Annotated in this window: 14 protein-coding genes; 8 read left to right on the top strand and 6 right to left on the bottom strand. The window is 62.3% G+C overall.

Going from position 1 to position 16,016, the window contains the following annotated elements; translation table 11 throughout:
• Positions 1–171: 171 nt before the first annotated feature.
• The 5 genes from urtE to urtA all read right to left on the bottom strand — a co-directional run bounded on the left by urtE (position 172) and on the right by urtA (position 5,102).
• The gene (urtE, locus tag ACLBW8_RS16630; protein ID WP_447805864.1) at positions 172–861 is read right to left on the bottom strand and encodes an urea ABC transporter ATP-binding subunit UrtE; all 690 of its coding nucleotides are present in this window, start codon (positions 859–861) and stop codon (positions 172–174) included.
• Positions 862–871: 10 nt separating this feature from the next.
• Positions 872–1,630: an urea ABC transporter ATP-binding protein UrtD gene (urtD, locus tag ACLBW8_RS16625; protein WP_003218258.1), complete on the bottom strand. Its 759-nt coding sequence runs from the start codon at positions 1,628–1,630 to the stop codon at positions 872–874.
• Positions 1,627–2,787, bottom strand: a complete 1,161-nt coding sequence (gene urtC, locus ACLBW8_RS16620) for an urea ABC transporter permease subunit UrtC (protein ID WP_447805863.1) — start codon at positions 2,785–2,787, stop codon at positions 1,627–1,629. The genes urtD and urtC overlap by 4 nt, the downstream gene beginning before the upstream one ends.
• 10 nt (positions 2,788–2,797) lie before the next feature.
• A complete protein-coding gene (urtB, locus tag ACLBW8_RS16615) occupies positions 2,798–3,715 on the bottom strand; it encodes an urea ABC transporter permease subunit UrtB (protein WP_053256607.1) in 918 nt (305 codons plus the stop codon).
• Positions 3,716–3,893: 178 nt separating this feature from the next.
• The gene (gene urtA / locus ACLBW8_RS16610) at positions 3,894–5,102 is read right to left on the bottom strand and encodes an urea ABC transporter substrate-binding protein (RefSeq protein ID WP_064452758.1); all 1,209 of its coding nucleotides are present in this window, start codon (positions 5,100–5,102) and stop codon (positions 3,894–3,896) included.
• Positions 5,103–5,404: 302 nt separating this feature from the next.
• Between urtA and ACLBW8_RS16605 the strand changes: the two genes are divergently transcribed.
• Both ACLBW8_RS16605 and ACLBW8_RS16600 read left to right on the top strand, forming a co-directional pair.
• Positions 5,405–8,788: an ATP-binding protein gene (locus tag ACLBW8_RS16605; protein ID WP_447805862.1), complete on the top strand. Its 3,384-nt coding sequence runs from the start codon at positions 5,405–5,407 to the stop codon at positions 8,786–8,788.
• A complete protein-coding gene (locus ACLBW8_RS16600; RefSeq protein ID WP_053256610.1) occupies positions 8,763–9,428 on the top strand; it encodes a response regulator in 666 nt (221 codons plus the stop codon). The genes ACLBW8_RS16605 and ACLBW8_RS16600 overlap by 26 nt, the downstream gene beginning before the upstream one ends.
• 120 nt (positions 9,429–9,548) lie before the next feature.
• On the opposite strand, the gene ACLBW8_RS16595 is transcribed toward ACLBW8_RS16600, so the two are convergent.
• The gene (locus ACLBW8_RS16595) at positions 9,549–10,379 is read right to left on the bottom strand and encodes an IclR family transcriptional regulator (protein ID WP_447805861.1); all 831 of its coding nucleotides are present in this window, start codon (positions 10,377–10,379) and stop codon (positions 9,549–9,551) included.
• A 242-nt stretch (positions 10,380–10,621) separates the two neighbouring features.
• Here ACLBW8_RS16595 and ACLBW8_RS16590 point away from each other — a divergent pair, with 242 nt between their 5' ends.
• From ACLBW8_RS16590 to ACLBW8_RS16565, 6 genes are read left to right on the top strand one after another with little or no spacing between them, the layout of a single operon-like run.
• Entirely contained in the window at positions 10,622–11,650 is a 1,029-nt protein-coding gene (locus tag ACLBW8_RS16590; protein WP_064452761.1) for an ABC transporter ATP-binding protein, read from the top strand.
• Entirely contained in the window at positions 11,647–12,492 is an 846-nt protein-coding gene (locus ACLBW8_RS16585) for an ABC transporter permease (protein WP_447805860.1), read from the top strand. The genes ACLBW8_RS16590 and ACLBW8_RS16585 overlap by 4 nt, the downstream gene beginning before the upstream one ends.
• A gap of 4 nt (positions 12,493–12,496) precedes the next feature.
• The gene (locus ACLBW8_RS16580; protein ID WP_447805859.1) at positions 12,497–13,291 is read left to right on the top strand and encodes an ABC transporter permease; all 795 of its coding nucleotides are present in this window, start codon (positions 12,497–12,499) and stop codon (positions 13,289–13,291) included.
• Positions 13,291–13,581 carry a (2Fe-2S)-binding protein gene (locus tag ACLBW8_RS16575; RefSeq protein ID WP_064452763.1) on the top strand — a complete coding sequence of 97 codons (291 nt, stop codon included), beginning with the start codon at positions 13,291–13,293 and terminating at the stop codon, positions 13,579–13,581. The genes ACLBW8_RS16580 and ACLBW8_RS16575 overlap by 1 nt, the downstream gene beginning before the upstream one ends.
• A complete protein-coding gene (locus ACLBW8_RS16570; protein ID WP_447805858.1) occupies positions 13,578–14,921 on the top strand; it encodes an FAD-dependent oxidoreductase in 1,344 nt (447 codons plus the stop codon). The genes ACLBW8_RS16575 and ACLBW8_RS16570 overlap by 4 nt, the downstream gene beginning before the upstream one ends.
• Positions 14,918–16,015 carry an NAD(P)/FAD-dependent oxidoreductase gene (locus tag ACLBW8_RS16565; protein ID WP_447805857.1) on the top strand — a complete coding sequence of 366 codons (1,098 nt, stop codon included), beginning with the start codon at positions 14,918–14,920 and terminating at the stop codon, positions 16,013–16,015. The genes ACLBW8_RS16570 and ACLBW8_RS16565 overlap by 4 nt, the downstream gene beginning before the upstream one ends.
• The last annotated feature ends 1 nt before the right edge of the window (position 16,016 follow it).

The raw sequence follows: 16,016 nt of genomic DNA, 5'->3' as shown, positions 1-16,016 counted from the left end.
GGAGCCGGGGGAAACGGGGAATACGTTGGATGACGTATGAGTTTTTCAGGGCGGACGCAAAACGACTGTGGGAGCGGGCTTGCTCGCGAATACGGTGTGTCAGTTAACAGATATGTCGACTGGTACACCGTATTCGCGAGCAAGCCCGCTCCCACATTTGATCGGTATTGGTTAGACAGACAGGTAGCGGCTTATGATCGCCTCATCCACCCGATCCCGGGTCTCTTCGACCACGAAGCGGCCCTTTTCAATCACCAGGAATCGGTCGGCGATTTCCAGCGTGAACGACAGCACTTGCTCGGACACCACAATGGTCAAGTCCCGCAGGTTGCGAATCTCTTTCAGCGTGCGTGCTATGTCCTTGATGATCGACGGCTGAATGCCCTCCGTAGGCTCGTCCAGCAACAACACCTTCGGGTTCGTCGCCAGCGCCCGCGCAATCGCCAACTGCTGTTGCTGCCCACCCGAGAGGTTGCCGCCTTTGCGCGACTGCATGTCGTGCAACACCGGAAACAGGGCATACAAATCCTCCGGCACTTTGCCCCGCGCCGACGCCGGCAAACCGGTCTGGATATTCTCCAGCACCGTCATGCTCGGGAAAATCATGCGCCCCTGGGGCACATAGGCGATGCCGCGCGCCACCCGCTCATGGGTTTCCAGTGCCGACACATCCTGCCCGTCCACGCTGACCTGGCCTTTCCACTGCGGCAGGATGCCCATCAGGCTTTTGAACAGCGTGGTCTTGCCCATGCCGTTGCGGCCCATCACTGCGACGATTTCACGCTTGGCCACGTTCAGGTCGAGGTCGTGGAGGATCTGGCTCTGGCCGTAGCCGCAGGACAACTGGTCAATCTTGAACATGCCGGATTCCTCAGTGGCCCAAATACACTTCGATAACTTTAGGGTTGCTTTGCACCGACTCCATACTGCCCTCGGCGAGCACCTTGCCCTGGTGCAGCACCGTGACCTTGTGGGCAATGCTTTTGACGAATTCCATGTCGTGTTCGATCACCAGCACCGAACGCCCCTGACTGATGCGCTTGAGCAGCTCGGCGGTTTGCGCGCGTTCGTTGACGCTCATGCCCGCCACCGGTTCATCAAGCATCAGCAGCTCGGGGTCTTGCATCAGCAGCATGCCGATCTCCAGCCATTGCTTTTGCCCGTGGGACAACAGGTCGGCCTGTTGTTGCAGCAAATCACCGAGGAAGATTTCCCGCGCCACCTCTTCCACCCGCGCGATCACTTGCGCGTTGCGCTTGAAAAACAGTGCGCCCCAAACCTTGCGACCGGCGGGATAAGACATCTCAAGGTTTTCAAACACCGTGAGGTTTTCGTAGATCGACGGGTTCTGAAATTTACGCCCGACCCCGGCGCGCACAATGTTGTACTCGCGCATCTTGGTCAGTTCCTGGCCGTCGAACTGGATACTGCCGCTGGTGGCGCGGGTCTTGCCGCAGATCAGGTCGAGCACCGTGGTCTTGCCGGCGCCGTTGGGCCCGATTACCACACGCACTTCATTGCGGTCGATGTACAGGTTGAGGTTATCGACCGCCTTGAAGCCGTCGAACGAGACGGTGAGGCCTTCAATGGCCAGCACCGGTTTCTTCATTTCAAAACCGACGGCGGTCATGGCTGGGTCTCCAGGATTTTGGTTTCAGCCTTGGGCTTGGCCACAGTTGCGGCGACTTTCATCACCGGTTTACGCCGCAGCAATTTCGCCAGGGCCTGGCGACCATGACTGTCCCACAAGCCAGCCAAACCATTGGGGAAGTACATGACCACGGCGATAAACAGCCCGCCCATCAAGTACAGCCACAGCTCAGGAAAGGACTCGGAAAAGTAGGTCTTGCCGTAGTTCACCAGGAGCGCGCCATACACCGCGCCGAGCAACGACATGCGCCCGCCCACGGCGGCGAAAATCACCATCTCGATCGACGGCACGATGCCGACGAACGACGGCGACATAAAGCCCACCTGCAAGGCAAACATCGCCCCGCCAATCGCCGAGAACGCGGCAGCTACACAGAACACGAAAATCTTGAAGCTGGCCACGTCATACCCGGAGAAACGCACCCGCTCCTCTTTGTCGCGCATGGCCATCAGCAGCCGGCCGAGCTTGGAGGCGAGAATGAAGCGGCCAATAAAGATGCAGCCGAACAGCAGGCCGGCGTTGATGAAGTACAGGATCATTTTCGCGCTGTCGGTGCGCAGGTCCCAGCCGAGCAGGGTCTTGAGGTCGGTGATGCCGTTGACGCCGCCGGTCAGGCCTTGCTGGCCGACGATCAGCACCGTAAGGATCAGCGCGATGGCCTGGGTGACGATGGAGAAATACACATCGCCCACGCGTCGCTTGAACAGCGCCATGCCGATGATGAACGCCAGCAGCACCGGCACCGCGATCACCGCCACCAGGGTAAAACTGAAACTGTGGAACGGCTGCCATAGCCAAGGCAACTCAGTGATCTGGTTCCAGTCCATGAAGTCCGGAATGCCCGGTGTGGATTGGATCCTGGTGCTTTCGGGGTCCGATGCTTCCAGCTTGAGGAACATCGCCATGCAGTAGCCGCCCACCCCAAAGAACACGCCCTGCCCCAGGCTGAGAATGCCGCCGTAGCCCCAGCACAACACCAGCCCCACCGCGACGAACGCGTAAGTCAGGTACTTGCCGACCATGTTCAGGCGGAACGCATCCAGGGTCAGGGGGAATACCACCAGGATCAGCAGCGCCAACAGCACGATGCCGATCAGGTTTTGCTGGCCGCCCAGCAGCTTGTCTAAAGCCTTCATCTGCTCGCCTCTACTTGCGCACTTTGATGGAGAACAACCCTTGCGGGCGCAGCATCAGGATCAGGATCACCGACGACAAGGTCAGCACCTTGGCCATCGAGCCACTGAGGAAAAACTCCGACAGCGATTGGGTCTGGGCGATCACGAACGCCGAGGCGATGGTGCCGAACAGGCTTTGCGCGCCGCCGAACACCACCACCAGGAAGGTGTCGACGATGTACTGCGAGCCCGCCGTAGGCCCGGTGGAACCGATGGTGGTGAAGGCCGCGCCCGCCACACCGGCGACGCCGCAGCCGAGGGCAAAGGTCATGCGGTCGACCTTGCGCGTATTGATGCCCACGGCGCGGCTCATCAGGCGGTTCTGTACCGTGGCGCGCACCTGCAAGCCCCAGCGCGAGCGGTACAGCATGAGGAAGATCGCGGCGGTCAGCAGCAAGGTCAGGCCCATCATGAACAAACCGTTGCGCGGGATTTCGATGGCATCGGTGAAGTTCACCGAGCCCATCAGCCAGGCCGGTGGCTCGGCGCTGACTTCACGGGCGCCAAACACCGAACGGAAGGTTTGCTGCATCACCAGCGACAAGCCCCACGTGGCGAGCAACGTGTCCAGCGGCCGCTTGTACAAGCGGCTGATCATCGCCCACTCCACCAGCCAGCCGACGGCGCCGGCGACAAGGAATGACAGGGCGATGGCAAAGAAGAAGTAATAGGGTTGGAAGCTCGGCGCAAAGTGCGCCGTAAGGCTGGAGCACACGTAGGTGGTGTAGGCGCCGATGGTCAGGAACTCACCGTGGGCCATGTTGATCACGCCCATCTGGCCAAAGATGATCGCCAGCCCCAATGCCATCAGCAACAGCACGCAGAACACGGACAAGCCGTTGAACCCCTGCATTGCCGCGATGGCCCCAAATTCCGATAGCCATTCCATGATGATGGTCTCCTGAGCGGGAGGTTGAAATGCAATCTGCTGTTGATTTATGTGGGAGCTGGCTTGCCTGCGATGGCATCACCTCGGTCTGGCTGCAAGACCGAGTCGCCTGCGTCGCAGGCAAGCCAGCGCCCACACAAAGCCAGTTCCCACAGTTGGATCAGTGCCAGCCCCGGAGTTATTGGTAGCCTTTAGGAAACGGGTTCGGCTCAATCAGATCCGACTCGTAGATCACCTTGAACTGGCCGTTGGGCTGCACTTCACCGATACGCGACTTGCTCCACAGGTGATGGTTCTCGTGGATCTTCACGTAGCCTTCCGGCGCGGTTTTCAGCTCGATGCCCGGCGAAGCGGCCACGACTTTATCCACGTCGAAACTGCCGGCCTTCTCCACCGCCGCTTTCCACAGCCATGGGCCGAGGTAGGCCGCCTGGGTCACGTCGCCGATCACCGCATCCTTGCCGTACTTGGCCTTGAAGGCTTCGACGAAGGCTTTGTTGTTCGGGTTGTCCAGGCTTTGGAAGTACTTCATCGAGGCGTAGAAACCAGCCATGTTTTCGCCGCCAATGCCGAGCAATTCATCCTCGGTCACCGACAGGGTCAGCAAGGTTTGCTTGGACGCGTTCACACCCGCCGCATTCAGTTGTTTGTAGAACGCCACGTTGGAGCCACCGACCACGGCCGCGAACACCACGTCCGGTTTCTTCAGCTTGACCTTGTTGATCAGCGAGCCGAACTGGGTGTTGCCCAGCGGGTAATAGTCTTCGCCGACCACGGTGCCGTGCAGTACGTTTTCAATGTGCTTGCGCGCGATTTTCATCGAGGTGCGCGGCCAGATGTAGTCCGAGCCGACCAGGTAGAACGTCTTGGCACCTTTGGTCTTGGCGATCCAATCGAGGCTGGCAAGGATTTGCTGGGTAGCTTCCTGACCGGTGTAGATCACGTTTTTCGACTGTTCCAGGCCTTCATAGAAGGTCGGGTAGTAGAGCAAGCCGTTTTCTTTCTCGAAGATCGGCAGCACGGCTTTGCGCGAGGCCGAGGTCCAGCAGCCGAACACGGCGGCGACCTTGTCGTTGACCAGCAGCTTCTTGGCCTTTTCTGCGAAGGTCGGCCAGTCAGAGGCGCCGTCTTCCTGGATTACCTTGATCTGCCGTCCCAGAATCCCGCCTGAGGCATTGATCTGCTCGATGGCCAGGCGCTCGGCCTGAATCGAGCCGGTTTCGGAAATCGCCATGGTGCCGGTGGCTGAGTGCAACTGGCCGACGGTCACTTCGGTAGGGGTCACGGCCAGGCCTTCGTTATCGGCCAGTACGCCCTGGCTGAACAGAGCGGCCGCCAGCAATGACAGGGCCAACAGCGGTGTGGAGCGGATCAATCGTGGTGCCATGGGGCGACTCCTCTGCAATGAGGGGTCCAGCATGGCGGCACCCGGCCAGCGCGGGTATACGCAGCCTGACGTAACGGTGTACGTCATTTGACGTATGCCGCTGCGCACCATTTTCGAGCAGGATCCCGCCCGCCCAAACAGCCTCGATCAATGTGGGAGCTGGCTTGCCTGCAATGGCGTTATATCAGGCGGCATCTGCAGAGGTTGACCCACCGCTATCGCAGGCAAGCCAGCGCCCACATTTTGAATCGGGGCATGGAACTTGCTCATTTAAACTCGCCCACTCTGCGGAGCCACCCACCGTGCACCCCACCTCTGGCACTCAGCGCATCGTCAAGATCCGCCGCGACTACAACACCTGGGTCGCCGACGAGACCATGGAAGACTACGCCCTGCGCTACACCCCAAAATCCTTTCGCAAATGGTCGGAGCTGCGCATCGCCAACACCGCCCTGGGCGCCGTGTCGTTCCTGGCGCTGGAAGCCATCGGCGGTGTACTGGCCTTGAGTTACGGCTTCACCAACACCTTCTGGGCGATCCTCGCGATCAGCCTGGTGATCTTCCTCACCGGCCTGCCCATCAGCTATTACGCCGCACGTTACGGCGTGGACATGGACCTGCTGACCCGCGGCGCCGGCTTCGGTTACATCGGCTCAACCATCACCTCGCTGATCTACGCCAGCTTCACCTTCCTGTTCTTCGCCCTGGAAGCGGCGATCATGGCCCTGGCACTGGAGCTGTATTTTCATATCCCGTTGGCCATCGCCTATGTCATTTGCTCGCTGCTGGTGATTCCGCTGGTGGCCTACGGCGTAACCCTGATCAGCCGCCTGCAACTGTGGACACAACCGGTCTGGCTGCTGTTGCTGGTGCTGCCCTACGGCTTCGTGTGGTGGAAAAACCCCGATGCCTTCAGCGACTGGACCAGTTTCCTCGGGCGCAGTGGCGACGGCGGCGGGTTCAACCTGTTGGCGTTCTGCGCCGCCTGCACGGTGGCGCTGTCGCTGGTGACGCAGATTGGCGAACAGGTGGACTACCTGCGCTTTCTACCGGAAAAAACCGCCGCCAACCGCAAGCGTTGGTGGGCCGCCCTGCTCTGTGCCGGCCCCGGCTGGATTATCCCCGGGGCGTTGAAAATGTTCGCCGGTGCGTTCCTGGCCTTCCTTGCCCTGCAACATGAAATCCCCATGGAGCGCGCCGCTGAGCCGACGCAGATGTACCTCGTCGCGTTCCGCTACGTGTTCAGCTCGCCGGAATGGGCACTCGGCGCGATGGTGCTGTTCGTGTTCATTTCCCAGATGAAGATCAACCTGACCAACGCCTACGCCGGTTCCCTGGCCTGGTCGAACTTCTTCGCCCGCGTAACCCACAGCCACCCCGGGCGCGTGGTATGGCTGGTGTTCAACGTGGCGATTGCGCTGATGCTGATGGAGCTTGGCGTGTTCGATGTCATCGACCAGGTGCTGGGGCTCTATGCCAACATCGCGATTGCCTGGATCGGCACGCTGGTGGCCGACCTGGTCATCAACAAGCCCCTGGGCCTGTCGCCCAAACACATCGAGTTCAAGCGCGCGCACCTTTACGACATCAACCCGGTGGGCGTCGGCTCAATGCTGATCGCTTCATTGCTGTCGATCCTCGCCCACTTCGGCCTGTTCGGCGCACTGGCCCACGCCGCGCCGCCCTTCGTTGCGCTGGGCACGGCGCTGATCATGGCGCCGCTCTTGGCCTGGCTGACCCGGGGCAAGTACTACATCGCCCGCACCAGTGATGTACAGCTGATTCACCCGGTCGCCCCCGCCACCCACGCGGTCTGCGGCCTGTGCAGCAACCCGTTTGAAACCGCCGACATGGCGTTCTGCCCGGCCTACAGCACGCCCATCTGCTCACTGTGCTGCTCGCTGGACGCGCGTTGCGGTGATCGCTGCAAACCCCACGCCCGGCTGGTTACCCAGTTTGAAAGTGCATTGCGCTGGTTGCTGCCGAACGCCTTGATGCCACGCCTGCACACCCGGCTGGCCCACTACTTGGGGTTGTTATTGGTCCTGGTGCTGCTGCTCGCGGGGGCCCTGGCACTGATCTACGTTCAGGCTGCCCAAGGGCTGCCCCATTCAGAGACCCTGTATCAGGCGTTCTTCAAGGCGTTTCTCACGCTCTCGGTGCTGGCCGCCGTGCTCGCCTGGTGGGTGGTGCTGACGCGCGAAAGCCGGCGTGTCGCCCAGGAAGAATCCGACCGCCAGACCCTGCTCCTGATGCAGGAAATCGACGCCCACAGCCTCACCGACCAAGCCCTGCAACAGGCCAAGGAAGCCTCGGAAGCCGCGAATGCCGCCAAGAGCCGCTACGTCACCGGGCTGTCCCACGAACTGCGCACGCCGCTCAACAGCATCCTCGGCTTCACCCAAATCCTGCAGCGCGACAACGCCATGCCTGAACAACATCAGGACGCCCTGGCGACCATCCTGCGCAGCGGCTCGCATTTGCTGTCGCTGATCGACGGCCTGCTCGACGTGGCCAAGATCGAGGCCGGCAAGCTGCGCCTGGAACTCACTGAAATCCCCTTCCCGGAATTGATCCACGACCTGGAACAGATGTTCACCCCGCAGGCGCAGGACCAGGGCCTGCGCTTTCGCCTCGACTGCGTGGGCAAGATCCCGGCAGTGGTGCGCGGTGATGAAAAACGCGTGCGCCAGATCCTGATCAACCTGCTGGGCAACGCGGTGAATTTCACCGACAGCGGCGAGGTGTGCCTGCGGGTCAGCTACATGCGCGAGACCGCCAATTTTGAAATCATCGACACCGGCATCGGTATTGATCCGGAGCAGATCGAGCGGATTTTCCAGCCGTTCGAACGCGGCGATTTGATGCGCCAGGACAAAGGCGTGGGCCTGGGCCTGACCATCACGCGCATGCTCACCTCGTTGATGGGCGGCGAACTGCGGGTCACCAGCGAACTGGACAAGGGCACGTGCTTCCAGGTGCGGCTGTTCCTCTCCCAGGTGCGCGCGCCGCAAGCGGTGGTGCATGTGGAGCACGACATCATCGGCTATCAAGGTGAACGCCGACGCATCCTGGTAGTAGACGACCACGTTGACCATCGCAAGGTGCTTAGCGGCATGCTCACACCCTTGGGTTTTGAAGTGATCCAGGCCAGTAACGGCCAGGACGCGATCCGCCAGGTGGCGTTGCTGGCGCCGGATTTGATCCTGATGGACCTGTCGATGCCGACCCTTGATGGCCTGGAAACCAGCCGCTTGATCCGCCGCAATGCGCTGTCCAGCGCGCCGATCATCGTGATCTCGGCCAACGCCTTTACCGACGATCGCGAACGCAGCATCGCCGCCGCCTGCAATGACTACCTGGCCAAGCCGGTGCGCACCCCGGAGCTGCTTGGGCGCCTGCAACAGCATCTGGGTTTGCAGTGGCTGCGCCGCACCAAGACCTCCAAGGCACCGCCGCCGCCCAGTGTGCTGCCCAGCCCTGAAGACCTCGCCGCGCTCGCCGAACTCAGTGCCATCGGCTATGTGCGTGGCCTGCACGACAAACTCGACATGATCCTTGAACACCGCCCGGACACTGAACCTTTCATCGGCAAAGTCCGCGGTTTGCTCAAGGGTTTCCGCCTGGATGAACTCAACCGAACCCTCAAGGAGGCCGAAGATGAATGCACTCACCCGCAGCACTGAACCCGGCGTGGTGCTGATCGTCGACGACACCCCGGACAACCTCGCCATGCTCTCCGATGCCCTCGACGACGCCGGCTACATGGTGCTGGTCGCCCTCGACGGCCTCAGCGCGCTGAACCGCGTGCAACGACGGCGCCCGGACCTGATCCTGCTGGACGCGATGATGCCCGGCCTGGATGGCTTCGAAACCTGCCGCCGGCTCAAGGCGCAGCCCGCCAGCGCAGACATCCCGGTGGTGTTCATGACCGGGCTGACCGACAGCAAGCATGTGGTGCAGGGCTTTGAAGTGGGCGGCAGCGACTATGTGACCAAGCCGATCCAGACCGATGAGGTATTGGCACGGGTGGCAGCGCATTTGCGCACGTCACGCATTTTGCTCTCGGCACGGGCGGCCACGCAGCCGAGTGTGTTGACCCTGGAAGACGCACCGGCGCAGCGGCTGTTGTCGGCCAGGTTCCAACTGACCGAGCGCGAGGTGGAAGTGCTGCGCTGGGTGGCGTGCGGCAAGACCAATCGGGATATCGGCGATATTTTGGGGTTGAGCCCCAGGACGGTGAACAAGCACCTGGAGCATGTGTATGTGAAATTGGGGGTGGAGACTCGCACGGCCGCCACGTCAGTAGCATTGGCCGCAATCTGAAAAATGTGGGAGCGGGCTTGCTCGCGAAAGCGGTGTGTCAGTTGACCTATCCATAACTGATCTATCGCATTCGCGAGCAAGCCCGCTCCCACACGGGTTCTTCATCGTGGCGCAGATACGTTACCCACCAAAGGTCTGCGACGGCCTGCGCAACGTCGGATCAAACGGGTTGATCCTCGGCCCGATCGCCGCCGCTTCGCGTTTGAGCAACTCCACCACCATCGGCAACCGGCTCGGCCCCAACCGATCACTGATGGTCGCCACACTCAGTGCCGCCACCGCATGCCCGTCCCGATTGAGGATCGGCACCGCCACCCCCGCCATGCCTTCCAACACGCCGGTATTGCGCGCTGCATAGCCCAGGCGCCACACGTTCTCGACCTCCGAGCGCAACAGCACTTCGTCATACAGGTGAAAATCCTTGAGCCGTGGCAGGTTGTAGCGAATCACCGTCTCACGCTCTTCCTCCGGCAAGAACGCCAGAATCGCCAAACTGCCCTGCCCCACGCCCAACGCCACGCGCCCACCGATATCGCCGGTAAACGTGCGGATCGGGTACGGCCCCTCGCTGCGGTCCAGGCAGATCGCATCAAAGCCGCTACGCGCCAGCAGGAACAGCGAATCGCCCAGGTAAGCACTCAGGCGCAACATGCTCGGCCGCACCAGGTCGCGCAGGTTGCCGGTCTTGCCCGCGTTCGCTGCCAGCGCGAAGAACTCCAGGCTCAAGCGATAGCGTTTGCTGCGCGCGTCCTGCTCGACCATGCCTTCGTCGATCAGGCTGCGCAGCAGGCGGTGGGTGGTGGGTTGCGACAGGCCGACCTGCTGCGCGAGCTGGGTGACGCGTTCGCCGCCTTCCGGCACCTCGCCCAGAGTACGCAGCAGCGCGAACAGACGAGACACCCCGCCCGCGCCGACTTCTTTACTCGCTTCATTCCGCTCAGTGGAATCCATAACACTCAACCCTGGCATAAATTCTAGTGAATGAATAAAACTGAAAATAATAGTCCATTCAGTGAAATCCTATCTTCCGCCCATCCTAGTCTTCGTCCTAATCTGCGTCCACAGGGGCGAAATGAACAACAAATGGCAGCCGACTCGAGATCGAGCGCCAACGCACCCGCAACACTCTTTTCGCATCTGCCCAAAACAAAAAAGCGCGTTTCGACGCGACTCAAAAAAGGTGGAACGCAGACATGGCATTTCTCCAACTCAACGCCTTGAGCAAACGCTACGGCGCCGTCGACGCGGTGGTCGCCACCGACCTTGCGGTGGAAAAAGGCGAGTTCGTTTCCCTGCTCGGCCCTTCGGGATGCGGCAAGACCACCACCCTGCAAATGATCGCCGGCTTCGTCGACGTGAGCGGCGGGCAGATTCTGCTCGACGGGCGTGACATCACCCACGCCAAACCCGCCACCCGGGGTCTGGGCGTGGTGTTCCAAAGCTACGCGCTGTTCCCGCATATGACCGTGCGCGACAACGTCGCCTTCGGCCTGAAGATGCGCAAAGTGCCGGCCGCCGAAATCGCCAGTAAAGTCAAAACCGTGCTCGACCTGGTGCGCCTGGCACCACACGCCGAGCGCTACCCGCGTGAACTGTCCGGCGGCCAGCGCCAGCGTGTGGCACTGGCCCGTGCTTTGGTGATCGAGCCGCCGGTGTTGCTGCTGGACGAACCGCTGTCCAACCTTGACGCCAACTTGCGCGAAGAAATGCAGTTTGAAATTCGCCGCATCCAGTGCGCCGTGGGCATCACCACCTTGATGGTCACCCACGACCAGGCCGAAGCGCTGTCCATCAGCGACCGCGTGGTGGTGATGCAGGCCGGGCGCGTGACCCAGATCGACGCGCCGTACAAGCTGTATGAGCACCCGCGCACACGCTTCATCTCGGATTTTGTCGGCAAAGCCAACCTGCTGCCGGGTGACTATGACGAACTCGGCGCCCCACAGGTGCGCCACGCCAGCGGCGATGGTGAACTGACCCTGAGCCTGCGCCCGGAAAAAATCACCCTGGTGGAGGCCGGCACCGGGCGCGTGCAAGGCAAAGTCCTCGACAGTTACTTCTTCGGCAGCCAATGGCTGTACCGCATCCACACCACCCTCGGCGAAATCACCGTGGTACGCAGCAACGACGGCAGTGCGCCGCTCGGCTGCGGCGCGGCGGTGGGCCTGGACTGGCACGCCGGCCTGCTGCGCGTGCTGGCGGCGGATGAGGTGCGCGCATGAGTCGGGGTTATGTGTTGTCGTTTCCGGCCCTGGCGCTGTTTACCGGGCTGTTGATTCTGCCGCTGCTGATGACGTTGGTGCTGTCGTTCAACGTGTTCGACTACCAGGTCGGCGTGAAGGCTGATGAGTGGACCTTCGCGCATTACCTGTCGCTGTTCAGCGATTCATACTTTTACGAGATCTTCTGGCGCACCTTCTGGATCAGTGCGTTGGTGACCTTGTTGTGCGTGGTCATCGGCGTGCCCGAGGCCTACATCCTCAGCCGCATGGGCACCCCGTGGCGCTCGATCTTCCTGATCCTGATCCTCACACCGCTGTTGATTTCAGTGGTGGTGCGCGCCTTCGGCTGGAGCCTGCTGCTCGGTGCCGACGGGCTGGTGAATCAGGTGATCCAGGCGCTCGGCGGGCGCCCGGTAAAACTGCTGTATACGCCGTTCGCCGTGATCATCGCGCTGGTGCACGTGATGCTGCCGTTCATGATCATTCCGGTGTGGACCTCGCTGCAAAAGCTCGACCCGTCGGCTGAGCAAGCCGCCCTGTCGCTGGGCGCGAGCCAGGCCACGGTAATGCGCAAAATCGTGTTGCCGCAGGTCATGCCCGGCGTGCTCTCCGGCACCTTGATCGTGTTCGGCCTGGCCGCCAGTTCGTTTGCGATCCCCGGCCTGCTTGGCGGGCGCCGCCTGAAAATGGTCGCTACGGTGGTATACGACCAGTACCTCTCGGAACTCAACTGGCCCATGGGCGCGACCATCGCGGTGGTGCTGCTGTTGGTCAACCTGCTGATCATGCTGAGCTGGAACCGCATGGTCGAAAGCCGCTACAAAAAGTCCCTGGGGGTTTAAGCACATGTCCAGAAACGGTCCTTTGGCCCTCGGTTTTCATGGCCTGGTGGTGCTGTTCATGATGGCGCCGCTGGTGGTGGTGTGCCTGGTGGCCTTCACCCCGGAAAACACCTTGAGCCTGCCCACATCAGGCTTCTCCCTGCGCTGGTTTCGCGCGGTGTTCGAGCGTGCCGACTTCATCCAGGCGTTCTATAACAGCCTGGTCCTGGCGTTTACCGCCGCGACCCTGGCCACGCTGATCGCAGTGCCGGCGGCTTTGGCGATCAGCCGTTATCAATTCCCGGGGCGCAACTTTTTCAGTGCGCTGTTCCTGTCGCCGATCATCATCCCGCACCTGGTGCTGGGGGTGGCGATGCTGCGGTTGTTCGCACTGATGGGCGTCAACGGCAGCTTCACCTGGCTGATGCTCGCCCACGTGGTGATCATCACGCCGTATGTGCTGCGCCTGGTGCTGGCCGCGGCAATCGGCATTGATCGCAGTGCCGAGCAGGCGGCAGAGTCGCTGGGGGCCAGCCGTTTTACGCTGTTTCGCCAGATTACCCTGCCGATGATTTTGCCCGGTGTAGCCGGCGGCTGGTTGCTGGCGTTTATCAACAGTTTCGATGAAGTGACCCTGTCGATCTTCGTCAGCTCGCCGGCCACGCAAACCTTGCCGGTGCGCATGTACGTGTACGCCACGGAGTCCATCGACCCCATGATGGCGGCGGTCTCGGCGCTGGTGATTGCGCTGACCGCAGCGACCATGATTCTGCTCGACCGGGTCTATGGCCTGGACCGCGTGCTGGTGGGGAAACATTGATGGCGTTGTTCAAACGATTGGCCGAAACCGCGCGCCCTGCCCTGGCCTTCACCCTCGACGGGCAACCGGCCAAGGGCTTGCTGGGCGACACCCTGCTGACCGCCATGCTGACGTGCGCCGATCACCTGCGCGGCAGCGATTTCAGTGCCGAGCGCCGCGCCGGTTTTTGCCTGATGGGCGCCTGCCAGGATTGCTGGGTGCGCCTGGAAGACGGGCGCCGCGTGCGGGCCTGCTCGACGCTGTTGGAAGAAGGCCAGGTGATCAGCCGCGACCCGGGGCGCCAAGCATGAAGCCGATCGTGATTGTGGGCGCAGGCCCGGCAGGCATCAGCGCGGCGCGTACCCTGCTCGACCATGGCCTCAAGCCTTGCCTGGTGGATGAAGGCCTGCGCGGTGGCGGGCAGATTTATCGGCGCCAACCGGCGAACTTCCAGCGCACGCCCAAGCAGCTTTATGGGTTTGAGGCGCGCAAGGCCGAGGCCGTGCACCGCACCCTGGATGAGCTGGCGCCGCTGATCGACTACCGGCCGCAAACCCTGGTGTGGAACGCCGAGGACGGTCGGCTGGACATGCTGAATAACGACCGCGCGCAGAGCATCGAGTATGCCCGGATCATCGTCGCGACCGGCGCCACGGACCGCATCCTGCCGGTGCCCGGCTGGACGTTGCCAGGCGTCTACAGCCTGGGCGCGGCGCAAATCGCCTTGAAATATCAAGGCTGTGCCATCGGTGAGCGGGTCGCATTGTGTGGCAGCGGGCCGTTGCTGTACCTGGTGGCTTACCAATACGCCAAGGCCGGCGCCAAGGTGGTCGCGGTGCTCGACAGCGCGCCCTTCAGTGCGCAGTGCCGCGCATTACCGGCGTTGCTCGGGCAACCGGTGACCCTGGCCAAAGGTTTGTATTATCGCGCCTGGCTGACGGCCCATGGAGTTCCCGTGCATCAGGGCGCAACGCTCACGCAGATTGACGGCGAACTGCGGGTCACGGGCATTCGCTGGGGTGAGCGCCGATTGGACTGCGATGCCGTGGCTTTCGCCCATGCCTTGCGCAGCGAGACACAACTGGCGGATCTGCTCGGCTGTGACTTTGCCTGGAACAGCTTGAACCGAGCCTGGTTGCCGCAACGCGACAGCGCCGGGCGCAGCAGCGTGAACGGCGTGTACCTGGCGGGCGATGGGGCCGGCATCATGGGCGCCGACGCGGCGCAAATGGCCGGTGAGCGCGCGGCATTGGCCCTGTTGGAAGATTCCGGCATCACCATCGATCAACGCCGCGCTGCCGAACTGGAGCAGCAACTGGCAGGCATCCAGCGCTTTCGCCATGGACTGGAAACCGCCTTCCCCTTTCCTCAACAGTGGGCCACGCAGGCGCCGGATGCGCTGATCCTGTGCCGATGCGAGGAAGTCAGCGTCGGCGAGGTGCGGGCAGTGGTGGATGAAGGCCATTGGGAACTCAACCGCGTCAAGGCCCATTGCCGTGTCGGCATGGGCCGTTGCCAGGGCCGCATGTGCGGGCTGGCGGCCGCCGAGATTGTGGCCGAGCGCAGTGGTCGAGGAATTGAAGCCGTAGGCCGCTTACGTGGCCAGGCACCGATCAAGCCGCTGCCGTTTGGCGTGCAGGTGCAACCATGATCGACGTCATCGTATTGGGCGGCGGGATTGTCGGGGCGTCGGCGGCGCTGATGCTGGCGCACAAAGGCCAGCGTGTGGCCTTGGTCGAGCGAGATTTCTGTGGCTCTCATTCCAGCGGCGTCAACTATGGTGGCGTGCGGCGCCAGGGTCGGCCGTTGCATCAGTTGCCGTTGTCGCAACGCGCCCACCAGTTGTGGGCCGACTTGCCGGGGTTGATCGGCATAGATGGCGAATATGTTCGCTGCGGGCATTTGAAATTGGCCCGCAGCCATGGGGATTTTGCCGCGTTGCAGGCGTATGCCGAGCACACCCGGGGCTTTGGCTTGGGCCTGCAGTTGCTGGATTACACGCAATTGCGCGCGCGCTTTCCCTGGGTGGGCGATGTGGCGGTGGGCGCGTCACTGTGCCCTGAAGACGGCCATGCCAATCCGCGCCTGGTCTCGCCCGCCTTCGCCCGTGCAGCGCAGCGCCTCGGCGCCTCGGTACACGAGCAGGCCGACGTGATTCGCCTCGAACATGACGGCCAACGCTTCCACGTGCACTGCGCCAACGGCCTGCACCTGCAAGCACCCTGGCTGCTCAACTGTGCCGGCGCCTGGGCCGGCCACGTCGCCGAGCAGTTTGGCGAGCCGGTGCCGATCACCTCGGCGCACCCGGCGATGCTGGTCACCGAACCGCTGCCGATGGTGATGAACGTCAGCACCGGCGTTGAAGGCGGCGGGATATACGCGCGCCAGGTCGCCCGGGGCAACTGCATCCTCGGCGGCGGCCGCGGCTTTGCCCTTGGCCCGCAAACGACGCGCCCAGGGCAAGCGGCGGTGCTGGAGATTTTGCGCAATGCCGGCGAGTTGTACCCGTTCCTCAAGGGTGCCCAGGCGATTCGCACCTGGAGTGGCACCGAAGGTTACCTCCCCGATCATGAACCGGTGATCGGCCCAAGCAGCACCCAACCTGGCCTGCTCCACGGTTTCGGCTTTGCCGGCGCCGGGTTCCAGCTCGGCCCCGCCGTCGGTGAAGCCCTGGCAGAGATCGTCTGCGCCGGGGCCAGCCGGCAACCCATCGAAGCGTTTTCCATTCGTCGATTCCAAGCCTGAG

The organism is Pseudomonas sp. M5A4_2d, assembly GCF_053345295.1.
The sequence above is the reverse complement of the archived record's forward strand: the minus strand, read 5'-3'. Positions and strand labels throughout refer to the sequence as shown.